Source organism: Rhizobium sp. M1 (assembly GCF_002531805.1).
GTDB classification, from domain to species: Bacteria; Pseudomonadota; Alphaproteobacteria; order Rhizobiales; family Rhizobiaceae; genus Rhizobium; species Rhizobium etli_C.
The window spans coordinates 143,929-163,369 of record NZ_NWSW01000013.1; the positions used below are offsets into that span (position 1 = coordinate 143,929).

Annotated in this window: 26 protein-coding genes and 1 pseudogene; 11 read left to right on the forward strand and 16 right to left on the reverse strand. The window is 60.8% G+C overall.

Translation table 11 applies throughout. The annotated features are described in order from the left end of the window. Window positions 1-133: 133 nt before the first annotated feature. The 4 genes from CO655_RS14540 to CO655_RS14555 all read right to left on the reverse strand — a co-directional run bounded on the left by CO655_RS14540 (window position 134) and on the right by CO655_RS14555 (window position 3,052). Window positions 134-820 (reverse strand): hypothetical protein, encoded by a 687-nt coding sequence (locus CO655_RS14540; protein ID WP_097665181.1) that lies wholly within the window; start codon window positions 818-820, stop codon window positions 134-136. 64 nt (window positions 821-884) lie between these two features. Then, a complete protein-coding gene (locus tag CO655_RS14545) occupies window positions 885-1,211 on the reverse strand; it encodes a hypothetical protein (protein ID WP_097665182.1) in 327 nt (108 codons plus the stop codon). A 31-nt stretch (window positions 1,212-1,242) separates the two neighbouring features. Beyond that, complete coding sequence (locus CO655_RS14550) at window positions 1,243-1,635, reverse strand: hypothetical protein (protein ID WP_097665183.1); 393 nt, start codon at window positions 1,633-1,635, stop codon at window positions 1,243-1,245. 877 nt (window positions 1,636-2,512) lie between these two features. Then, window positions 2,513-3,052 (reverse strand): hypothetical protein, encoded by a 540-nt coding sequence (locus CO655_RS14555; RefSeq protein ID WP_097665184.1) that lies wholly within the window; start codon window positions 3,050-3,052, stop codon window positions 2,513-2,515. A gap of 117 nt (window positions 3,053-3,169) precedes the next feature. Here CO655_RS14555 and CO655_RS33405 point away from each other — a divergent pair, with 117 nt between their 5' ends. The 5 genes from CO655_RS33405 (at window position 3,170) to CO655_RS14580 (ending at window position 7,190) form a co-directional block, all read left to right on the forward strand. Beyond that, a complete protein-coding gene (locus CO655_RS33405; RefSeq protein ID WP_141514316.1) occupies window positions 3,170-3,364 on the forward strand; it encodes a hypothetical protein in 195 nt (64 codons plus the stop codon). Between the two features lie 254 nt (window positions 3,365-3,618). Further along, window positions 3,619-4,002: a hypothetical protein gene (locus CO655_RS14565; protein ID WP_097665186.1), complete on the forward strand. Its 384-nt coding sequence runs from the start codon at window positions 3,619-3,621 to the stop codon at window positions 4,000-4,002. Window positions 4,003-4,304: 302 nt separating this feature from the next. After that, window positions 4,305-4,910, forward strand: a complete 606-nt coding sequence (locus CO655_RS14570) for a hypothetical protein (RefSeq protein ID WP_097665188.1) — start codon at window positions 4,305-4,307, stop codon at window positions 4,908-4,910. Window positions 4,911-4,919: 9 nt separating this feature from the next. Continuing rightward, window positions 4,920-6,782, forward strand: coding sequence for an AAA family ATPase (locus tag CO655_RS14575; RefSeq protein WP_097665189.1), 1,863 nt, complete (start codon window positions 4,920-4,922; stop codon window positions 6,780-6,782). A 201-nt stretch (window positions 6,783-6,983) separates the two neighbouring features. Continuing rightward, window positions 6,984-7,190 carry a hypothetical protein gene (locus tag CO655_RS14580; protein ID WP_141514317.1) on the forward strand — a complete coding sequence of 69 codons (207 nt, stop codon included), beginning with the start codon at window positions 6,984-6,986 and terminating at the stop codon, window positions 7,188-7,190. Here CO655_RS14580 and CO655_RS14585 read toward each other — a convergent pair. Next, window positions 7,187-7,525: a hypothetical protein gene (locus CO655_RS14585; protein WP_097665192.1), complete on the reverse strand. Its 339-nt coding sequence runs from the start codon at window positions 7,523-7,525 to the stop codon at window positions 7,187-7,189. The genes CO655_RS14580 and CO655_RS14585 overlap by 4 nt on opposite strands. Beyond that, on the reverse strand, window positions 7,500-7,808 hold the full coding sequence (locus CO655_RS14590; protein ID WP_141514318.1) for a hypothetical protein: 309 nt from the start codon (window positions 7,806-7,808) through the stop codon (window positions 7,500-7,502). The genes CO655_RS14585 and CO655_RS14590 overlap by 26 nt, the downstream gene beginning before the upstream one ends. Window positions 7,809-8,034: 226 nt before the next feature. Between CO655_RS14590 and CO655_RS14595 the strand changes: the two genes are divergently transcribed. Further along, window positions 8,035-8,403 (forward strand): hypothetical protein, encoded by a 369-nt coding sequence (locus CO655_RS14595; RefSeq protein WP_097665194.1) that lies wholly within the window; start codon window positions 8,035-8,037, stop codon window positions 8,401-8,403. A 24-nt stretch (window positions 8,404-8,427) separates the two neighbouring features. On the opposite strand, the gene CO655_RS14600 is transcribed toward CO655_RS14595, so the two are convergent. The 7 genes from CO655_RS14600 to CO655_RS14630 all read right to left on the reverse strand — a co-directional run bounded on the left by CO655_RS14600 (window position 8,428) and on the right by CO655_RS14630 (window position 13,314). Continuing rightward, window positions 8,428-8,889 carry a DUF411 domain-containing protein gene (locus tag CO655_RS14600; protein WP_097665195.1) on the reverse strand — a complete coding sequence of 154 codons (462 nt, stop codon included), beginning with the start codon at window positions 8,887-8,889 and terminating at the stop codon, window positions 8,428-8,430. A 56-nt stretch (window positions 8,890-8,945) separates the two neighbouring features. After that, complete coding sequence (locus CO655_RS14605) at window positions 8,946-9,233, reverse strand: copper-binding protein (protein WP_097665255.1); 288 nt, start codon at window positions 9,231-9,233, stop codon at window positions 8,946-8,948. 24 nt (window positions 9,234-9,257) lie between these two features. Beyond that, the gene (locus CO655_RS14610) at window positions 9,258-9,737 is read right to left on the reverse strand and encodes a plastocyanin/azurin family copper-binding protein (protein ID WP_097665196.1); all 480 of its coding nucleotides are present in this window, start codon (window positions 9,735-9,737) and stop codon (window positions 9,258-9,260) included. A 34-nt stretch (window positions 9,738-9,771) separates the two neighbouring features. Further along, window positions 9,772-11,118, reverse strand: coding sequence for a copper oxidase (locus tag CO655_RS14615; RefSeq protein WP_097665197.1), 1,347 nt, complete (start codon window positions 11,116-11,118; stop codon window positions 9,772-9,774). 14 nt (window positions 11,119-11,132) lie between these two features. Then, complete coding sequence (locus CO655_RS14620; RefSeq protein WP_097665198.1) at window positions 11,133-12,599, reverse strand: TolC family protein; 1,467 nt, start codon at window positions 12,597-12,599, stop codon at window positions 11,133-11,135. Further along, on the reverse strand, window positions 12,596-12,823 hold the full coding sequence (locus CO655_RS14625; RefSeq protein ID WP_040141078.1) for a hypothetical protein: 228 nt from the start codon (window positions 12,821-12,823) through the stop codon (window positions 12,596-12,598). The genes CO655_RS14620 and CO655_RS14625 overlap by 4 nt, the downstream gene beginning before the upstream one ends. 92 nt (window positions 12,824-12,915) lie before the next feature. Further along, a complete protein-coding gene (locus CO655_RS14630) occupies window positions 12,916-13,314 on the reverse strand; it encodes a hypothetical protein (protein WP_097665257.1) in 399 nt (132 codons plus the stop codon). A gap of 160 nt (window positions 13,315-13,474) precedes the next feature. Here CO655_RS14630 and CO655_RS14635 point away from each other — a divergent pair, with 160 nt between their 5' ends. Next, the gene (locus CO655_RS14635) at window positions 13,475-13,915 is read left to right on the forward strand and encodes a YqaA family protein (protein ID WP_097665199.1); all 441 of its coding nucleotides are present in this window, start codon (window positions 13,475-13,477) and stop codon (window positions 13,913-13,915) included. On the opposite strand, the pseudogene CO655_RS14640 reads toward CO655_RS14635, so the two are convergent. After that, window positions 13,901-14,401 (reverse strand): annotated as a pseudogene (locus CO655_RS14640) (cytochrome b/b6 domain-containing protein); the annotation flags it as partial. The gene CO655_RS14635 and the pseudogene CO655_RS14640 sit on opposite strands and share 15 nt — an antisense overlap. Before the next feature lie 43 nt (window positions 14,402-14,444). Between CO655_RS14640 and CO655_RS14645 the strand changes: the two are divergent. The 4 genes from CO655_RS14645 (at window position 14,445) to CO655_RS14660 (ending at window position 16,380) form a co-directional block, all read left to right on the forward strand. Beyond that, window positions 14,445-14,879 (forward strand): hypothetical protein, encoded by a 435-nt coding sequence (locus CO655_RS14645; RefSeq protein WP_245423809.1) that lies wholly within the window; start codon window positions 14,445-14,447, stop codon window positions 14,877-14,879. Between the two features lie 38 nt (window positions 14,880-14,917). After that, window positions 14,918-15,352, forward strand: a complete 435-nt coding sequence (locus tag CO655_RS14650) for a DUF305 domain-containing protein (protein WP_097665200.1) — start codon at window positions 14,918-14,920, stop codon at window positions 15,350-15,352. Between the two features lie 11 nt (window positions 15,353-15,363). Further along, entirely contained in the window at window positions 15,364-15,696 is a 333-nt protein-coding gene (locus tag CO655_RS14655) for a four-helix bundle copper-binding protein (RefSeq protein WP_097665202.1), read from the forward strand. A gap of 165 nt (window positions 15,697-15,861) precedes the next feature. Beyond that, a complete protein-coding gene (locus CO655_RS14660; protein WP_280953069.1) occupies window positions 15,862-16,380 on the forward strand; it encodes a cytochrome c in 519 nt (172 codons plus the stop codon). 18 nt (window positions 16,381-16,398) lie between these two features. Here the strand turns inward: CO655_RS14660 and cueR are convergent, their stop codons facing one another. Together cueR and CO655_RS14670 are read right to left on the reverse strand one after the other, a co-directional pair. Beyond that, entirely contained in the window at window positions 16,399-16,851 is a 453-nt protein-coding gene (gene cueR, locus CO655_RS14665; RefSeq protein ID WP_097665204.1) for a Cu(I)-responsive transcriptional regulator, read from the reverse strand. Window positions 16,852-16,891: 40 nt separating this feature from the next. Continuing rightward, the gene (locus CO655_RS14670) at window positions 16,892-19,378 is read right to left on the reverse strand and encodes a heavy metal translocating P-type ATPase (RefSeq protein ID WP_097665205.1); all 2,487 of its coding nucleotides are present in this window, start codon (window positions 19,376-19,378) and stop codon (window positions 16,892-16,894) included. Window positions 19,379-19,441 lie beyond the last annotated feature (63 nt).

Consider the following 19,441-nt stretch of genomic DNA (forward strand, 5'->3'; position numbering starts at 1 on the left):
GAGGTCCGGCCGCGGTGGCGATAACACCGCGTTCGGCAGCTTTGATTTTCGGGAAGGATCAGCCCGCTATGCTGCGGGAAGCTTTAGGTTTGTAAGTGCGCTCGGCGCAGAGCGCCGACACCTGCTTTCGTCATCATGCAGCCTCCTCGATGAGGGTCTTGGTGACCTCGTTCGCGAAGTACAGCCGCCATGCAGCCTCTGCGGCCTCATCGAAGCGCCACGAGTTTTCGTCGCCAAGCTCGTCGAGCAGGAGTTTGAAAACGAGGTGTTCGAAACCGTCGAGGCGGCAGGCGAGGCGCACCGACTTTTCGATGAGACCTTTGTCCTTGGCTTTGATCTCAACTGCGGTGGGTGCCGGCTGGCGCGCCAGATGCTCTCGATGCTCTCGATGCTTCTGCTTGGTGATGCGCGCGATGACGCGGTTGGCCTGCTCGATCTGATTGAGATCGGAATCCAGGAGGGTCTGGAAGAAGTCGCTTCCCGGCTTGCCACCATCACGACTGACGTCCTCTGATGAGGCGGTGGTGTCATGGAGCCGGCCATCCAGCATTTCCACGAAGGCCTCGTACGTCGGGATCCCGAGCGGAGCCACATTCAGTTCGGAGAGCTGCAGGTTCAGATCCCTGAAAGCGGACATCGCACCATCCCAGAGCGCGTGTACCTGACCCGGGCACTTCGCGGCGAGATACAGTACGTCGTCGAGAGCATGCTGTCGCAGTTCCTCAAACCCGAACTTCCGCTGGACATCGGGATACTGCAAGGTGTCGCCGAGGACGTCGATCGCGTCCTGGATGAGCTCGATCGCATTGTGGTACTTCATGGTCTTCTCCTTTTTATGGCGGTAGGGATGACGCGCCGCCTCCTCGGCGGCGCGCAGAGATCGGTCAGTGGATACCGGCGGCACTCGCCTCGGCGCGCAGAAACGCGAGGAAGGTCTCGTAGGGGACGCACCGCAGCGGCGGAGCATCCATGGAGGCCAAGCTCAGGTTCACTTCTTTGATCGCGCTGGACATCCAGTCCCAGACCTCCCGCGAAGCTCCGGGGATGTCTCGGGCGGCCTGAAGAGCTTCCTCGATAACTTCACATTCAACCTCGGAATGCCCCATCTCTTCGCGGATGCGGCGCTGCTCGTCCCAGTGATCAGCGATCTGCTGGAGGGTGCTCTCGATGAGCGGGTTGATCTTGGGAGTGCGGACGACAGGCGGTTTCATGGTGTTTTCCTTTCTTGTGGGTTCGATTAGGTCAGTGGAAGTTGATATCGAGGGCCCGCGCGGCAGAGGACACGAGGTCGAAGGTGTGGACCTGCCGCAGCCGGCCGAAGCGCATGTACCGGACGAACTCGTCCGGCATGGAGTTCACGATGCGGCGGAAGGTGGTGAGCGACGGCTTGCGGACCGGCACGCTGTTCCGTGCCGCGTCCTCGTCGACAAGCGCGCACAACAGTCGGTAGATCTGGCCGACACTCGGTCGAGCTGCATCTGCGTAGGCGACAGCGGCGATCCGGAACAAGTCGATTTCGTTCCTCGTGAAGTAGTAGCCGCGCTTCCTGCGGGCCCACTGGCGGAGTTCGGGTAGGAAGTGTTCCGGAATGCGGTCGCCAACCAGAAGGCGTGCGTCATCGTTCTTCTGCAGCATCGTGCAGTTCCTTTCATCCGTTTCTGTGTGGTGGGAGCGGATCCGCAGAGGCTAATCCGAGCGCCGATCATGATGACCGGCATCCCCAAGCCTCAATGCGAGGCCCTCGGTTCGGATGTCTTCCGGAGAAACCAGAAAGTTCCGGCGAAGCAAGCTTCGACAGAACTCGGTGTCGTCACCGACGGTGACGACGCAGCGACATCATTGTCGCGCGTGGTGGATGTGCTGGAGGGGGTCTTTCTTGGACTTGGACATGCTGTTCCTCATTTTCCAAAACTAACTGGTCTTGCTGAGGGAAGGGTGGCCTCCAGGAGGTCACCGAAGTCGCATCGATGCCTTAGGCGGCTTGTTGGCCCTTCCGAGCCCGATATGTCGATGTGACTTGTTGCATGTCTTGCAGTTCCTTGATGGGTGACCCGAATTGGATCGACGAGTGTGAAAATACACAGTTCGATGTGACTTGCAACGGTGCAGTTTCGACACTCGTTGCTGCAATGACTTGATTTCTCTTAAGAAATCGGCTGCTCAGCATTAATAAATAGTTAAAAAAATGGTTAATATTGAGCGCATTGATCTTATGTTTACTAACGTGGCCCCGGGCTCGTCGCGTTGGCTGGCCATGATTTGTAAATTTCGGGTCCCGATTTGACACGAATTCTGCTCGGTGAGAAAACTACACGAACAGCAACATTTTTTTTCGAGACCGCCGTCGTTTTCGCCGATCGAGCTGCGTCTATTCAGATTCAAAGCGAGATTTGCGGTGACGGTGCGGCTGTTCGCGATCTGGTCGATGCAATTCGAAATGAGCTGACAGCAAGGGGCGTCCGCGATCGCACTTCCGCCGGGCGACGGTATCAAGTCTGGTAACGAAGTCCAATCATCGAAACACCAAGCAGTTCGTCGCTCCGTCCCGGGGTTCGAAGTCCCATTGATCCGCAGGTTCCACGAACCACTTGCGCTTGACGGGTTCGTACAGGCCTGGAAGCGGAAATTCCTCATTGATGAACATGAAATCAGGAATGTCTCGGGTCACTATCGGCATCCCATAGCGGATGGCGATTGCCGCTATCGCAGGATCACATCCGAACCGGAGATCGTCGTCCGGATCATTGCTTGCCCAGAACCTCCTAAAACGTGGAACAGTCGCCATCCGCGCGATCAGCCGGGAAACAGCGGAGTCCATCTGAGGAACGTAGACGTTCGTTTCCAACATTCTATCCAACCAGGCGAGAAGGGGTTTCGCCCGATCCGGGTTGACGTTGTTCAGCATCTGGCCCCCGCGTTCCAGTTCGAAAACGGCCGGCGCCGGAACTGCTACGATCCTGTCCGGGAGGGATGCGAGAAATCGCTTCACTTCCTCGACAGGTTTCGGCCCCCTGGCCTCACTCAGGACACTTGTATCAAGCAGGATATGCATGTCCTTTCCCCGGAGCGTTTCATGCGATCGTTCCGGAAGATGGTTTACGAAGGATTAACCGCCTAGCGGCACAAGAGGAGATGATCTATCCTCAAGCCGAGAGAGGATTCGTAAGTGATGCCACGCAAAGCCAACGAATGGACCATAGAAGAAGTTGAACTCAATGTGCTCAAGCTTCTTGAAGCCGCCAGGATAAATGGACCTCAGAGGATTGTTGACCCACTGAATGGGTTCTTCATCGTCTCCCACACGAATCCTCAACCGAAGCCCAGCATCATTAAATTCCTCGTTGAAGACGGCGTCGATGAGTGAATGCAATTGGCTGCGGGCTTGCGCTTCCAGGTCCGCCGCAGTGTTCCTGAGGCATCGCTGCAGCTTCATGGTTCGAATAGGAGCGATAGGATCTCCAGTCGGGAAATCGCTAAGCCAGCGTGGGGCGTTCGCCACCGCAATAATCTATGTTGATCTCCGAAGCTGATTGAATGGTTTGCTCAACGTGCGTGGCCACAGGCTTGAACCGGTTGCGTGGCCACACTATTGTCTCGCTCAGACACGGAGCTAGGACGATGGACGTACGCGTTCTCAAGCACGTCAGAGAGATGCGCACCGCTTCGAAGAATGACTTCGTCGAGGGGCTCGGCCGCACGCTGGTCGAAGTTGCCGGCGGCAGCCTGACCGACCGGAAGGCCAAGGACGGCCTGAGTGGTGTCCTTAGGCGCGCGCGCGAGGGAGTGCCTCAGATAATCGGCTGCACCGAAGACGCCGCCGTGGTCATCTCCGTTAAGGATCTCGCGACGCTACTCGACGCCGCCAAGGAGCAGACGTTTGGCGAGGCACTCGACAACGTTGGCTTCACGCCGTACCGCGGCGCGCGCATCGTAATCGGCGCGGGCCGGAACCGCGAAACGCTTAGGCGCAGCGGCGACGCCGTTCCGCCTCCGACGGCCTGACTGCATGTATCTACTTTCGACGTGGCCCCCGGACCAGACTGACGGTCAGCCAGAGATGCTCCGGTGGTGAGGCCGGTCTGCGCGGCGGAAGTTCACGCCAGCGTCATCTCGGTCGCCCATCCTAGCTCGCTTCTTCTAGTTTGACGATGTTGGGCGGCTCAAAGGCCGTCTGAAGATTCCGGTTGACGTCGTTTTCGGCGTTCTCTATATGTTCCGATCATGAAGCTCCAACAACGACAATATCAACGACGCTGATCGAACCGCCGCCGGCGGCACTCCTTCAACCGTGTCTGGGTATCGTCATGAGTTCCGAGAGTTTCCACACCCGCGGTCGCGACAGTGCGCGCGCTGAACGTATCTTCTTTCCTCCAAGGGCAACCATCAAATGCGCCGGTGATCGCCTGTTCCGATCGCAAGCTGCGCGCGACCTGGGCTGTCTCCTTGATGTCGATCCGGAAGTCGAGTCCTGGGCGTGCCAGCCTTTTGAGCTGAAGATGCTGGATCGAATCCACATCCCTGACTTCCTCGTGACTTACTCGACAACACGAAGGTGCCTGCTCGACGCATGCGAGACCGGCGGCGACTTTGCGATCAGTGAGGCCGCGGCCTCCATGGGGTATTCGCACCGCTTTGTCACCCGAGAGGAGAGAGAGGGCGGCTGGCGGCTCCGCAATGCCCGAGATCTCCTACGCTACGGAAACTATCGTTGCCCGCTGGGCGACCGCATCCGGGTGATAGCCGAGCTCGATGAAGTTGGTTCATTCTCGGTGGCCGAAGGGCTTGGCCTCTTTCGTGAGATCTCACCGATGGCAGGCCTAGCATCGCTTGTCCTCCAACGGATCCTATCGGTCGATCTCGATGAAGAATTGATCAATCCCGACACCGTCGTCCGACGCGGCGAGCGATAGGAAATTACCATGAACATGAATTTTTCCGAACGCGCGGCGACCCTCGAGGTGACCGCATGCTCCTATTCGGTTCGCAAAGCCTTGCGCAAGGCAGATGTCTTCATGCGCAACGAGAAGGCTGTAGGGCTCATCATCCCCCGGGACAGAGAAATCGAAAAATATGACGATGCGCTCAGGAACGTCCTGCGATCCACCAAGCGCAGCGAACTCTACGCGCAGTGCGCCGTTGAAGTCTCCCATCGTGGTAACGCTAACTGGCTTCAGGCGGCGGACATCCTGAAGGCGAAGACTGGCGTCGTGCTACTCATACCTCATGGGGTCGCCATTCCCTCCGACATAAGGGTGTCCCTGGACGAAGTCATGCAAGTCGAGGAGATCCGCCCGTCCCATCTGGTGGCGGCCATCAAGACCTTGCGCAGAGAACCGACCACCCTTGAGGAAGCCCGGTTATTGCTGTCGTATCCCCAGGACTTGATCTTCCAGGCACTTCGACCGGGCAGAAGCGTTCAGCAGGCTCTCGCGCGGCTGTCGGACGCGGTTGAAGCAAAAGCCGAGAGGCCACCGATAGGCCCCGTGAGCTTCGGTGTCGAAGAACTCCCGGGTTTCGGGCAAGCAAAGGAATGGGCTTTGGACCTCGCCGAGGACCTTCGCGGGTGGACGCACGGATCGCTGGCTTGGAGCGACATTGATTGCGGCCTCCTGTTAAGCGGACCGCCGGGCACCGGCAAGACGATGTTCGCGCAGGCGGTTGCAAAGACCTGTGGCGCCGCGTTCGTAAGTGCGTCCTGTGCTACGTGGCAGGCTAAAGGGCACCTCGGAGATTTCTTGGCCGCCATGAGAAAGACATTCAGCGAAGCGGCAGAGAAAGCGCCCTGCATCCTCTTCCTGGACGAATTCGACGCGGTTGGGGACCGAGCGAAATTCAGGGGCGACAATGCAAATTACTGCGTCCAGGTAGTGAACGGTATTCTTGAGGCTCTCGATGGGTCACCCCGCCGCGACGGCGTCGTCGTCATCGCGGCGACAAACTACCCGGATGCGATCGATCCCGCACTGCGGCGACCCGGTCGCCTCGACAGGCACATCAAGGTCGAGCTTCCCGACCATGACGCACGGAAGGACATCCTGACACTGCACCTGGGAACGGAAGTTTCTCCGGATGTGCTCGCCCATTCCGCGCGCGCCACAAGGGGATATTCCGGCGCGGCTCTTGCCCAGCTCGCCCGGGATGCGCGGAAGCAGGCCAGACGCGCAGGGCGATCGGTCACCGCCGACGATGTCCGGGCTGTCACACCTTCATTGATGCCTCTTGATCCATTCACGCGACGCACTGCGTGCGTGCACGAGGCCGGGCATGCCGTCGTGGGGACAGAGCTGGCATACGGTGAGATCGCGGTCATAACGGTGGTACGGGAGTTGTCGCCCTGCGACGATAGCGCCGGCTATGTTGTCTGGCGGCGTACCAAACTGCTACAGAGGACGCGGGGGTCCTATGCGAACGAGATCGCCACGGTTCTTGGGGGCAGGGCAGCCGAAGAAGTTGTTCTAGGGTTTGTTACTGACGGTTCAGGGGGCATGAACGGCTCAGATCTCCATCGCGCTGCTGATATCGCGACGGTTATGGAGGCGACGTTGGGCATGGGGCACGGGCTTTCCTACAGCGACGTGAAAACTTCCGAGGATATTGAGAAGCTGCGTCGCTCCGATCCTGTCCTGCGCAAACGCGTGGAGAAGCTTCTCACCGCCGAACTCGAACGGGCCAAGGAGATTGTCCGGAAACGGCTCGAAGATGTCGACACCCTCGCGAAGGAGATCATGAAAAGAGAGCTGCTGTCCGGAGATGAGGTTCGGGAGATGCTTGCGCGCCGATGATTCGTCGGCGGGCAAGGCTAGGATCAGCGCGGAGGGAAGCTGGAGCCGAGTCCGAGATCACCGAATACTTCCGTCCTCGAGATGCCTTCTGGGGAGGAGATGCGAAGTCCATGCTGCACCGCGACCACTTAGATGGCCTGTGGTGCCTTGCGCGATCGAAAAGCATTCTGATGCGAGATGAAAAAACGCATGGAGATAAGAATGCACGAATTTCGAATCAAACAGATCGAAATGGGATATTCGGTGGCTTTGGCCAGCGCGATGAGGGGCAGCCGCGCTGGCTTCGTTCGAGTCGAACTGAAGAGAAATTTGGACTTCGTGAGGAGCCATTGTTCATCCGAAGTTCAACAGCTCTATAACGACGCGCTTGCCTGGCTACAGGGCACGCCGATTACGGCCTCGCGCTAATCGAGCGGGTATTTTTCAACGTGCAGATCGAATTCATCTGTTTCGGTCGTTGGATAACGCACGATCGCCGCCTGGGGATCCAGCCCCCATTCGTTTGTGAATGCAAACCAAGACCATATCGGAGTGCCATGCTGATCCTTGAATGTCGAGCCGAATGTCCGCACTGGTTGTGCTTCTGACTTCGTGAGGTCTTGGAATTCGAAACCCGCCTCGATGTCCGCTCCGAGAGAGATGCTTCCCCGAACGCATTCGTTGATGAGAGGCCCCAGTATCCTCCAGTCATATGCCTCGTTTGCGCTGCTGGCATTCTTAATCGTGCATTTGATGTTCAGCATTCTGGAATCCTTTCATAATGCTTCGTTTCGGTGAAAAACCCTCATCGGTGCAATTGAGGGTGCTGCCATCATTTCCTGCCTGCCGTCGGAAGTCGCTCTCCGAGGTTCGAGCGCAGGCGGAGGTGCCCCCGCACCCGATCCGGAGCTGGACGCGGACTTTGCGGAACGGCACTGACTGCTCCAGCTCAGCCAGTGCATCTGACATCTGCGTAGCCAGGGCGATGATGTCCTTCTGAAAGGACATCAAGTCACTCTTCGTGGTGTCGAATGCTTCCGGATCCATCTTTCCCCTCATATCCGTTGTCCCATATCGGCACCCTCTTAAGAGCCCGGGAAAGGATTCGGTCAAATGCGATCGATCAACGAATTCAGTTGGATGGCGTAAGGCGAGGACATAATGCCGGGGGGCTTAACGGAGCCGGCGGATCCGGCCTGGGAGACTCTGTGAATAGTCGCGGAGCCTCCCAGGATATGATAGGATGCGGACGCATTCACCGCGGGAGGGGTAAATGCGCCGGGTCCTTCTGACTTTGATCCTTTGTGCGCAATCCGCATCGATGTCGGCAGCATCTGAGCTTGCGATCTTCCATACGGCTTCGTTCGGCAGCAGCCGGTCGGTCAGCCTCAGTCTGGCGGAAGGCAGGCCCGCGCGCGATCCCACGTTCGATTTCGACGTCGTCATCACGCTGTCGGAGTTCGACGGTGGTGGGACAGTGCTCTATCGGGACAGAGGAAGACACGAGGCAAGTGTTCGCTGCGTTTCGCCCGCCAGGGTGCGGATCAATTCCGCCGACTACGCGATCGACGTGTCGGCGCGGCCGGGGGCCGACTGGAAGCACGATCTATGGGCAGCGCTCTGCGCCGCTCCGGGTTCCTGAGCGGTAGTACGATCGATCGAGGCATCAGCCCTTCCGGGGGCGGATCTCCATGAACACGTATGGCGCTCCGGTCCCCGAGGGGATCGCATAAACGTCATAGGATGCCTGCGGGTCGTCGCCCATTCCCAACGAACCAGGCGGCATGCCGGGCACGGCCAGCCCCCGGAGGGAGGGGCGCTCCCGCAGCAGCCGCTGGACGGCCTCGAGCGGCACGTGACCCTCAAGGTAATATTCCTCGACAACGGCGGTGTGGCAGCCTTCCATATCGGCGGGCACGCTCAACCGCGCCTTGATCGTGGCAAGATCGCCCGTATCGCGGACGTCGACGGAATAGCCTGCGGCGGCCATCGCCTTCGCCCATGCCTGGCAGCAGCCGCAGGTCGGATCTTTGTAGATCGTCATCTCCGTCGGCAGGGTGCCATAGGCTCTTCCGGCAAGAAGGACCAGAGCTGAACTCGCCATTGCAACAAAGCTTCTCCTGTGCATGGTCTCCACTCCTCGAACTGCTGCCGCCCGGATTAGTCCGGGCGGCAGCAGTTCCGCTATTTTACTTCGGTGACAGTCAGCTTGCCATTCACGCGTTCGGCAACGAACTCGATGCTAGAGCCCTCCTTCAGCTTCTCAAGCAGGGCCGGGTCTTCGACGCGGAACACCATCGTCATCGCGGGCATGTCGAGGCTCTTCAGATCCTCATGCTTGATGGTGACCTTCTTCGCCTTGGTGTCGACCTTGTTCACCATGCCCTTCGTGAATTCCTGGGCGAAGGCACCGAAGGCTGCGCTGGTTGAGAGCAGGACGGCTAGCCCGATTTTGATCATTGCGATTTTCATCTTCATGGCTCCTTTTGGTGAGGGTTACTTCCCAGCGACGGTGACATCGCCGTGCATGCCGGCTTCGTAGTGGCCGGGGATCAGGCAGGCGAACTTGAACGCGCCGTCGGAGGTGAACTTCCAGACGATCTCGCCGGATTGACCGGCCGGAAGGCGGATCGAGTTCGGATCGTCATGCTCCATCTCGGGGAACTTCTCCATGACCGCCTTGTGCTCGAGGATCTTGTCTTCCTGGTCGAGCACGAACTCATGATCGACGGTCCCGGCATTCTTGATGGCGATCTTGACCGTCTGTCCCTTGCGGACGTTGAAGACGGCCGGCGTGAACAGCATCTTGCCATCGTCGGTTTCCTTCATCGTGACGCGGATCGTCTGCGTCGCCTTGGCCTTGTCGCCGGGCTCGCCGACTGCCATTTTCTCACCATGGCCGCCAGCGTGATTGCCGGAAGCGAGCGCCGGGGTTGCGAGGGCGACGAGCGCCAGTGCCAGTACATAGTTCTTCATGCGTAGATCCTTTTTGGATATGGGAGATTGAGCCTCAGCCGTTTGTCGGCTTGGGCGTGATTTGCGTCTTCGCGTCTTTGGCCTTGGTCGCGTCCGGCAGTTCGCCGGTCCACTCCCAGGCCTGCGTCCCGGGCGGGTTTTCGTACCAGCCCGGATCGGAGTAATCGTCCGCCGAGATGCCTTCGCGGACTTTGACGACCGAGAACATGCCGCCCATCTCGATAGGACCGTGCGGCCCCCAGCCGGTCATCATCGGAACGGTGTTTTCGGGGATGGGCATTTCCATTTCGCCCATGTCGGCCATGCCCTTGGTGCCCATGGGCATGTATTCCGGTTGCAGCTTTCGGATCTTCTCGGCGACCTTCGACTTGTCGGCGCCGATGAAGGTCGGGATGTCGTGCCCCATGGCGTTCATCGTATGATGCGACTTGTGGCAGTGGATCGCCCAGTCGCCGAGGTACTTGGCGTCGAACTCATAGGCCCGCATCGCACCGACCGGGATATCGATGCTGACCTCCGGCCATCGCGCCTCCGGGCGCACCCATCCGCCATCCGTGCATGTCACCTCGAAGTCGTAGCCATGCATGTGGACGGGATGGTTGCTCATCGTCAGATTGCCGACGCGGACCCGCACCCTGTCGTTCTTCGAGACGACCAGCGGGCTGATGCCCGGAAACACGCGGCTGTTCCAGCACCACATGTTGAAGTCGGTCATCTCCATGACGCGCGGCACGTAGGAGCCCGGGTCAATGTCGTAGGCGTTGAGCAAAAAGACGAAGTCGCGGTCGACGGGCATGAACGTCGAATCCTTCGGATGGACAACGAAGAAACCCATCATGCCCATTGCCATCTGCACCATCTCGTCGGAATGCGGGTGGTACATGAAGGTGCCTGATTTCACGAGGTCGAACTCGTAGACGTAAGTCTTCCCGACCGGGATGTGCGGCTGCGTGAGGCCGCCGACGCCGTCCATGCCGGACGGCAGGATCATGCCGTGCCAGTGGATCGTCGTGTGCTCCGGCAGCTTGTTCGTCACGAATATGCGGACGCGGTCGCCTTCGACGGCCTCGATCGTCGGTCCCGGCGATTGGCCATTGTAGCCCCAGAGATAGGCCGTCATGCCCTCGGCCATCTCGCGTTCGACCGGCTCGGCGACGAGATGGAATTCCTTGACGCCGTTGTTCATCCGGTGGGGCAGGGTCCAGCCGTTGAGGGTGACCACCGGCTGATAGTCCGGTCCCGAGGTCGGATGGAGCGGCGGCTGCATGTCCGCCGAGTCCATTGTCGGCGCGTCGGGCAGGCCCATGGCCGACGTCTTGGTCCAGGCGCCTGCCGCCAGCAGGGCAGCGCTGGCACCGAACAGTTGTCGTCTGTTGAACATGGTGAGTTCCTTTCTCAATGGCCGCCGCCACCGCCGCCTTCGGGGGCAGCGGCGACTTCGGTCTCTGCCGATGCGGTCGTCGCGCCGCCGCCATAGATCGCTGGCGCGAGATTGGCTTCGGCGAGCCAGAAGTCGCGCTTTGCGTTGACGGAGAGCAGGATGGAGTTGATCTTGTCGCGCGTGTCGGTCAGCAGCTCGAAAGTGTTCGAGATCATGCCGTTGTAGGTCAGCAGGGATTCCTCCTCGACCTTGGTGCGCAGCGGCACAACGCTGTTGCGGTAGTGCCGGGCGATGTCGTAGTTCGAGCGATAGGCCTCGTAGGCGGACCTCGCCTCCGAGCGGACGTTGACGGCCTTTTCTGCAAGCAGGTTCGCAGCCCGCATGTATGCCAGCTCGGCCTTGCGCATCCGGGCCTTGCCGGTGTCGAAGATCGGAATGGCGAATTCCAGTTCGACCTGGGCTGTCGTTTCCGTCTTCTTCTCGTCGTCCTCAATTTCCCGTTCCGTTTCAAAGCCGGTCAGGATTTCGAGGTCGGTGACATAGCGTGTCACCTCGGTGAGGCCGTACGATCTGGCGGTGGCTTCGAGTTCGAGCTTCGCGACCTGAAGGTCGATGCGGTTCTTAAGAGCCTCGGCCTCGATAGTGTCCCGTTTGACGACGGATTTCGGTAGCGGCGGCAGGCCGTTCGGAACCTGGTAATCAAGGTCCGAGCCCCACAGGCCCATGAGCCGGGTCAGCTCCTCCTTGGCAAGCCGCGCCGCCAGTCGGGCCTTCGCCGTCTCTCCGGCAAGTTCGGCGACGAAGACGTGCTCGCGGGCCTGGGCGCCCTTGGCCATCGCGCCTGTCTCGCCCAGCTTCTCCGCGAGCTCCGAAGCGGCGTCTGCCGCAGCCTGGGCGCGCTGAAGCTGGCCGACGTTCTCCCAGGCCGCCACCGCACCGATCCAGGCACGCCGCGCGTCGGCGGCGACCTGCAGCGTTCTCACGGCCGCTGTCAACTGCGCCTGGCGGAAGCGGGTGTCGGCGATCGCGATATCCCGGTTTCTCGTCGCGAGCGCCAGGACGTTCGTCGTGATCATCCCCTCGATGGTCTTGAAGGCCTCAAGTTCCGGGGTGCCTATTCCCGTCGTGCCGATGGAAACGGTCGGGTTGATGAACATTGTCGACTGCCAGGCATCGGCGGCGCTGTCGCCGAGATCGGCGTAGGCGGCCTGCAGGCCCTTGTTGTTCAAGAGGGCGATCTGGACCGCCGTCTCGACGCCGAGCGGCTTCTTTTGCGCGAGCAGGCTTTTGACCTGCGCAGCCGCCGAGCGGGCCTGGCTCTGGTTTTGTATCCAGACCGTCTGCTTCGTGGTCACAATCGCCGTCTTGTCGGCAACGGAAGCAAAACCAGCTTGCTTGCTTGAATATTCGGCGCCTGTGACGCAGCCGCTCAGGATCAGCGGGAACGTCAGCACCGTGACGAATTTTCCGAGGCCGATCATGAGGCCTCTCCCTTTTCAGGAGACTGCAGATCGTTCTGTCTGCGCCATGGCTTTGGATCGACCGGCTGCCTGGCGACGTAGCCCGAGACCGGCGACCGGTATGCGACCGGGCGGGGAGACGGCTCTTCGATCGCGGCGGGGAAAGCCACCACGTCGGGAGGAAGCGTGGATGCGCAGCCGCCGACAACAAGCGGCAGCCCCACCACAAAAAGCGAGGGTTTCATTATCAATTTTCCGAATAAGAGATGGCCTACGGCACCCGCCTAGATTCAGGCTGGCGACCGACATGGACCCGATCACGCGGGTGCGTCTCTAATCAGATATTCGGGGGACGATGGAGAGCCGGCAGTTCGCCGAGGGTCGTACGATCGTCGGCGAACTGCCGGATCGAGGTCACGACGGGTCCGCCGACGTCGGGGCCTTCGCAGATGATGCCAAAGCCGCCGCAGAAGTCCTTGCAGCATTCCTGCTTGACGAGCTTCGACGCGCCATCGCCATCATGGGATTCGTCGCCATGCGAGTGACCGTGATGGGCCGCGTCCGCCATGTCGTGGCCTTCGTGGGACTGTGTCACGTCCGAGACGACGGCCTCCAGATCCGGGAACGAGGAGCCGTGCATGGCGGCGTGGGCGTTCGACAGCGAGTACCCCGCCAGTGATACGATGATCACCAGCCGCATCATCACGAGCAGACTGCTCACGGTGATTCGGTACATATTGCCCATTCCTTACGAGCTACATGCAAAGCAGCGCAATTTCAATTAGGACCTATGTCTCGCCGATGTTCGAGTCCTTTATGTGGCGCGAACATCACGTTGTGCACAGCTAGGGCTTCCAACGCTGGTAAGGTCAATAGAGGCTGGTTCTTTTCTAACAATGATCGATTTCGCATCCTACTTCGGCCTTTTTGCCGCCGCTCTCGGTGCGGCGACGATACTGCCGATGCAGTCGGAGCCCGTGCTGGTCGGTCTTCTTCTCACCGGCAAGTTCTCCGTTCTGGTTCTACTCGCCGTCGCCAGTATCGGAAACACGCTTGGAAGCATCGCCAATTGGTTTCTCGGCCGCGGCGTCGAAAGGTTCCGGGATCGGCGCTGGTTTCCAGTCGGTGAGGAGGCGCTCGAACGTTCGTCCCGCTGGTATAGGAAATACGGAAAGTGGACGCTGTTGCTTTCCTGGATGCCGGTGTTTGGAGACGCTCTCACGATTGTCGCCGGAGTGCTCAGGGAGCCGCTGCTTCCGTTCACGATCCTCGTGTTCGTCGCCAAGACGGGCCGCTACGTCGTCCTGACGCTGGCCACTTTGCAGTTCGTGGGCTGACGGCTTCCTGCGCGGGAAGATCATCCGATCGACTGTCGCGTCACGGGCGATGAGCGTGTGCCAGGCCGCCGCGGCGAAATGCAGCGCGACCATCGCCAGGATGATCCTCGACCCGACGACATGGTACGGCGCGATCCCGAACCAGAAATAGCTTGCGACGAATCCCATGCAGGCCTGCGCGATGATTGCCGCGTAGAAGGTGTGGTGGAGCGTCGTTGCGGCCCGCCCGGTCCATGAGCCGGGTGCGCCGGTTTCAGGCGGCTGAAGTATACGAAGAACGAGCCTTTCGGCCATCAGCAGGCCGATCGCCATTCCGGCGTAGTTGTGGAGATGGTGCTGGACGACGTCCCAGTGCGACGGCGTCATGCCCATGTGGACGGCGTGGTGGGTTCTCTCGATGCTGCCGCCCGTCAGATACTGGACCGGCACCAACAGGGCGACCAGCCAGTGAAGTCCTATCTGGGCCAGAGAATAGCCAGCGTTCATCGATTCCCTCCCGGAAGAGGTGCAGGCTAGCCGGCGGCGGTTAATGTTTCTCATCGGCCTGTTGCCGAAACGCAAGGCCGCCACAGATCAAGGGAGATCTGGAACATTTCTGCAGCCGTACGGTTCTACAGCGGAACGGAAATCCAACCAAATGAGACTTGGGAGCATATTCCACTACGCGCAGGTCGTCGTCGTCGCCCTACTGGTGGCGGCGCCCTTCGGCATGGCCGCGGGGTCGTCCGCCGTCGAGACGGGGCATTGTCCCGTCACTGTGGAGCATCATCGCGATAGCGGGCATGTGTGCGGACAGCAGGCCGCGTGCTGTTCGACGACGCACTGCTGTCCGATGCTTCCGGAACTCGCAGCGGTCGAGACGCCGCGCCTGGAGCGGGGTCGGCACGAAAGAACGCCGTCCGACTCCCGGCCGCTGCTGCTGATCCGCGCGATCGATCCGCCGCCCCGAAATTCCGCTGCTTAAGACCCAATCCATCTTCAATCCGATATCGGAGCACGATCATGAATACGCTCTCCACACTAGCCGTTTCCGCGGTTGCCGCCGCTGCGTCCCTCGCAATCCTTCCATCAGGCGCGTCCGCCCAGGCGACGATCGCCTATCCGGAGAAATGCAAGTCCCAGGGCATGGATATGCCGAAGACGGACATGTCGTCGGCGGGCATGCAGATGGGCGAAATGACCGACCACCAGAAGGCCTCGATGGAAGGCATGAAGAACATGGGCATGAACATGATGCAGGGAATGATGAAGAAGGACGCTGACGTCTCCTTCGTCTGCGGCATGATCGCCCACCACATGGGTGCGATCAGCATGTCGGAGGTTGAACTCAAGTATGGCGACAACGACGAGGCCAAGCAGATGGCCCAGAAGGTCATCGAAGCCCAGAAAAAGGAGATCGAGGAGATGTCCAAGTGGGTCGACAAGGAAGTCAAATAGGAGATTGCACCATGCATCACATGTCGACTGAAATGAAGGCCTGCATCGACAACTGCCTGGCCTGCTACAGCGAATGCCTGTCTATGGCGATGGGGCATTGCCTGGAACTGGGCGGGGAGCACACTAAGCCCCCGCACTTCAAGCTGATGATGGCCTGCGCGGAGATCTGCCGGACTTCGGCGCATTTCATGCTGATCGGCTCGGACCACCACAGGCATGTCTGCCGGGAATGCGCCGAAATCTGCGCTCAGTGTGCAGAGGACTGCGAGCGGATCGGCGACATGCAGAGCTGCGTCGACGCCTGTCGGCGTTGCGCCGATAGCTGCCGGAAGATGGCGGCGTGACCCGGGAGAGGGCACACCGCGCCCTCTTTTCGCTCAACTTCGCAAGATACAACGGCCGTCGATCAGGTTTCGGCGATGTCTTTGAGACACCACCGAAACTGGTCGTCACGATCGGCGCATCATCTGTGTGAGGTTTCTTTGATCATTTTAAGATCGGCTCTCGTCCTGGGATTCGTCGCAGCCACGTCCGTATCCACCTCAGCGCCTCCGTCAGACGACATCGTCGCGCTCCGGCAGGCCGACATGAAGGCGATGTCCGACGCAGCGAAGACAATCTCGGACATGTTCCGGGCTCCCGAGTCCTATTCATCAACGGAGTTCAGGCGGGCGGCTGACATCATCGTGGACCGGGCCGGCGCGGTGCTGGCCGGCCACTTCGCCGGCGGCACAGACGATCCGAGGTCGAAGGCGAAACCGGACATCGCCCAGGAGCGCGATCGCTTCGACCGTCTCGCCGATGACCTCCGGAACTACGCACTGGCGCTCGATGCCGCGGGTGAAGCCAGCCCAGGAGCGATGACCGAGCGCATGCGGATGAAGCCGGGCGAGCCGAAGGGCGGCGGGCCGCTTGGGATTCACGTCCGGAACGAGACGGAACTCTCCTCCATTTCCGCAGAGCACGTCTTCCATCTGATGCTGCAGACCTGCACGACGTGCCACGCGGCGTTCAGGATCCACCGCTGAGGCGCAGGATTCGTTCCGCTACTCGGCCCTGAGTCCGCCGACGCCGAATCTCGCGTCCATGGGAAGCAGGTCGCTCATTGCGCCAGCGTTGGCAATTTCGTCGATGATCGGACAATCGGGCCGATCGTCGCCGTGGCAATGGCTGGCCAGATGCTTGAGCGTTTTGGTCATCGCAATGATCGCTTCCGCCTTCCGTTCCAACTCGGCAACGTGCTCTAGCGCCATCGCCTTGACATCCGCGCTTGCCCTCGTCCGGTCGCGCCACAGTGCCAGAAGCGTCCTCATCTGTTCGACCGAGAAGCCCAGGTCACGCGCGCCGCGGATAAAGCGGAGCGTGTGGATGTCGTTGTCGGTGTAGGTCCGGTAGCTGGCCTGCGTCCTGTGCGCGGGCGTGATCAGTCCGATCTGCTCGTAGTAGCGGATCATCTTGGCGGAAACCCCGCTTGCCTTGGCGGCTTCTCCGATGTTCATGCGATTTCTCCTCGAAGGAAGCGTCTGTGACGCCTATGTTTCAGAATGACGGCGCCTTGAAAGCACGGAGTCTCAGAGCGTTGCCGAGCACGAACACGCTCGACATTCCCATCGCAGCCGCAGCGAGCGCCGGAGACATGAGCGTGCCGTCCAGCGGATAAAGCAAGCCAGCGGCAACTGGAATGAGAACCGCGTTATAGGCGAAAGCCCAGAACAGGTTCTGCTTGATATTCCGAAGCGTCGCCTTGCTGATGGCGATCGCCTTCGGCACGCCGGAGAGGTCGCCCGACATCAGGACGACGTCGGCGCTTTCGATGGCAATGTCCGTCCCTGTTCCGACGGCGAGCCCGACGTCGGCTTCCGAGAGCGCCGGCGCGTCGTTTATGCCGTCTCCGACGAATGCGACCTTCCTGCCGCCGTCGCGCAGCTTTGCGACGGCGTCGACCTTGCCCTCCGGTAGAACCTCGGCGACAACCTCGTCGATCCCGAGACGGGCGGCGACGGCTTCGGCGGTTCTGCGGTTGTCGCCGGTCACCATGGCCACTCTGAGGCCGAGCCGGTGCAGTGCCGCGACTGCGGCGGGCGTGGTTTCCTTCACCGGATCGGATACGGCGATGATGGCCGCGAGCCTGCCGTCGACAGCCGCGTAGAGCGGCGACTTTCCTTCTTCGGCGAGCTGTTGGGCGAGTGGCGCGAAGACAGTGAGTCCGATGCCGGCGGATTCCAGAGCCCTTGCCGCGGCAACCATGATTGCCTTGCCGTCGACGGTTCCGCGCACGCCAAGCCCGACGGACGCCTTGAAGCCGGTCGTTTCGGCAAGCGCGATGTCACGTTCCGCGGCGGCCGCGGCGATGGCCTTGGCGATAGGATGTTCCGAAAGCGCCTCGACGCTCGCGACCAGCCGCAGGACCTCGGCCTCGTCAAATCCTTCGGCGGCGACGAGATCGGTCAGTTCCGGCTTTCCTTTGGTGAGCGTGCCCGTCTTGTCGATGGCGACCACGTCCACGTCACGCAACGCTTGCAGTGCTTCGCCTTTCCGGAACAAGATGCCAAGCTCGGCGGCGCGCCCGGTCGCCACCATGATCGAGGTCGGCGTTGCAAGCCCCATGGCGCAGGGGCAGGCGATGATCAGCACCGCGACGGCGTTCACGAGAGCGAACGAGAGCGCCGGGGAGGGACCGAAGGCCAACCATGCAAGGAAGGTCGCGAGCGCGGCCGCCATCACCACCGGGACGAACCAGCCCGTGACCCGGTCGACGAGCGCCTGGATCGGCAGCTTCGATCCCTGGGCGGTCTCGACCATTCGGATGATCTGCGCGAGGATGGTCTCCGCGCCGACCTTCGTCGCGGCGAACGTGAACACGCCGGTGCCGTTGACAGTGCCGCCGACGACCGTCGCGCCGACTGTCTTCTCCACCGGAACAGGCTCGCCCGTGATCATGGATTCGTCGACGAAGGATTCTCCTTCGAGGACCGTTCCATCCACGGGAATCCTTTCCCCCGGACGGATGCGGAGCGTGTCGCCGACCACGACCTCGGAGATGTCGGTCTCGACGTAGACGCCATCGCGCTGCACATGCGCCGTCTTCGGCTGCAGGCCGACGAGGCGCCTGATTGCTTCGCTCGTCTTTCCCTTCGCGCGCGCTTCGAGGTAGCGGCCGAGCAGTATGAGGGTCACGATGACGGCTGCGGCCTCATAGTAGACGTTCTCGGTTCCTGCAGGCAGGGCGGCGGGGATGAACGTCGCCATGACGGAATACGCCCAGGCCGCAGAGGTCCCGAGCACGACCAGCGAGTTCATGTCGGGCGCCAGCCGCAGGAGATTGGGTACGCCCTTCCGAAAGAAGGCCAGACCAGGGCCGAACAGGACGACGGTTGCCAGCGCGAACTGCAGGTAGAGGCTCTCCCGCATTCCGAAGGTTTCCATGACGAACTCATGGACCCCCGGTATGAAGTGCGAGCCCATTTCGATCACGAACAGCGGCAGGGTGAGAATTGCGGATAGCCCAAGTCGGACCGCGAGCGAACGCATTTCGACATCGCGGCGGTCGAGGCCTGCTGCGTCGTGAGGCTGGCTTGCTGGCTTCGGCTCGTATCCGGCAGTGCGGATCGCGTCCTCCAATGCGCGGATAGACGCCACACCCGCCGCGTAGCGGACGGTTGCCTTCTCCGTCGCCAGATTGACAGATGCATCGACCACCCCCGGCACGGCCTTCAGAGCGCGCTCGACGCGGGAGACGCAGGACGCGCAGGTCATGCCTTCGACAAGCATCTCCAGCGTATCGATCCTCGCCTCGTAGCCTGCGCCCTCTATGGCTCGCTGGACAGCGGCAGCGTCCACCGTGTCCCTGAATGTCACCGTCGCACGTTCGGTCGCGAGGTTCACCGATGCCGTGTCGACGCCGGGAACGGCCTTGATCGCCCGTTCCACTCTGGCGACGCACGACGCGCACGACATGCCCGCGATCCCGAACTCGGTCGGAATTGGCGATGCTGTCGAGTTTTCAATCCTTGATATGGCAGTCATGGGAGGAGCCCTTGTTGAACTGCACACATAGGTAATCCTTCCCATGATGGGAAGGTCAAGGGG

Bases quoted from the DNA above. Each gene is read 5' to 3' on its own strand.
- CO655_RS14595 (WP_097665194.1), top strand. From the start codon at position 8,035: ATGCGCCGGGTCCTTCTGACTTTGATCCTTTGTGCGCAATCCGCATCG.
- CO655_RS14585 (WP_097665192.1), bottom strand. From the start codon at position 7,525: ATGCTGAACATCAAATGCACGATTAAGAATGCCAGCAGCGCAAACGAG.
- CO655_RS33405 (WP_141514316.1), top strand. From the start codon at position 3,170: ATGCCACGCAAAGCCAACGAATGGACCATAGAAGAAGTTGAACTCAAT.
- CO655_RS14605 (WP_097665255.1), bottom strand. From the start codon at position 9,233: ATGAAAATCGCAATGATCAAAATCGGGCTAGCCGTCCTGCTCTCAACC.
- cueR (WP_097665204.1), bottom strand. From the start codon at position 16,851: ATGAACATCGGAGAAGCCGCCAAGGCAAGCGGGGTTTCCGCCAAGATG.
- CO655_RS14625 (WP_040141078.1), bottom strand. From the start codon at position 12,823: ATGAAACCCTCGCTTTTTGTGGTGGGGCTGCCGCTTGTTGTCGGCGGC.
- CO655_RS14565 (WP_097665186.1), top strand. From the start codon at position 3,619: ATGGACGTACGCGTTCTCAAGCACGTCAGAGAGATGCGCACCGCTTCG.
- CO655_RS14670 (WP_097665205.1), bottom strand. From the start codon at position 19,378: ATGACTGCCATATCAAGGATTGAAAACTCGACAGCATCGCCAATTCCG.
- CO655_RS14540 (WP_097665181.1), bottom strand. From the start codon at position 820: ATGAAGTACCACAATGCGATCGAGCTCATCCAGGACGCGATCGACGTC.
- CO655_RS14580 (WP_141514317.1), top strand. From the start codon at position 6,984: ATGCACGAATTTCGAATCAAACAGATCGAAATGGGATATTCGGTGGCT.
- CO655_RS14610 (WP_097665196.1), bottom strand. From the start codon at position 9,737: ATGAAGAACTATGTACTGGCACTGGCGCTCGTCGCCCTCGCAACCCCG.
- CO655_RS14570 (WP_097665188.1), top strand. From the start codon at position 4,305: ATGAGTTCCGAGAGTTTCCACACCCGCGGTCGCGACAGTGCGCGCGCT.
- CO655_RS14630 (WP_097665257.1), bottom strand. From the start codon at position 13,314: ATGTACCGAATCACCGTGAGCAGTCTGCTCGTGATGATGCGGCTGGTG.
- CO655_RS14655 (WP_097665202.1), top strand. From the start codon at position 15,364: ATGCATCACATGTCGACTGAAATGAAGGCCTGCATCGACAACTGCCTG.
- CO655_RS14635 (WP_097665199.1), top strand. From the start codon at position 13,475: ATGATCGATTTCGCATCCTACTTCGGCCTTTTTGCCGCCGCTCTCGGT.
- CO655_RS14645 (WP_245423809.1), top strand. From the start codon at position 14,445: ATGTTTCTCATCGGCCTGTTGCCGAAACGCAAGGCCGCCACAGATCAA.
- CO655_RS14575 (WP_097665189.1), top strand. From the start codon at position 4,920: ATGAACATGAATTTTTCCGAACGCGCGGCGACCCTCGAGGTGACCGCA.
- CO655_RS14555 (WP_097665184.1), bottom strand. From the start codon at position 3,052: ATGCATATCCTGCTTGATACAAGTGTCCTGAGTGAGGCCAGGGGGCCG.
- CO655_RS14650 (WP_097665200.1), top strand. From the start codon at position 14,918: ATGAATACGCTCTCCACACTAGCCGTTTCCGCGGTTGCCGCCGCTGCG.
- CO655_RS14545 (WP_097665182.1), bottom strand. From the start codon at position 1,211: ATGAAACCGCCTGTCGTCCGCACTCCCAAGATCAACCCGCTCATCGAG.
- CO655_RS14600 (WP_097665195.1), bottom strand. From the start codon at position 8,889: ATGCACAGGAGAAGCTTTGTTGCAATGGCGAGTTCAGCTCTGGTCCTT.
- CO655_RS14550 (WP_097665183.1), bottom strand. From the start codon at position 1,635: ATGCTGCAGAAGAACGATGACGCACGCCTTCTGGTTGGCGACCGCATT.
- CO655_RS14620 (WP_097665198.1), bottom strand. From the start codon at position 12,599: ATGATCGGCCTCGGAAAATTCGTCACGGTGCTGACGTTCCCGCTGATC.
- CO655_RS14615 (WP_097665197.1), bottom strand. From the start codon at position 11,118: ATGTTCAACAGACGACAACTGTTCGGTGCCAGCGCTGCCCTGCTGGCG.
- CO655_RS14590 (WP_141514318.1), bottom strand. From the start codon at position 7,808: ATGGATCCGGAAGCATTCGACACCACGAAGAGTGACTTGATGTCCTTT.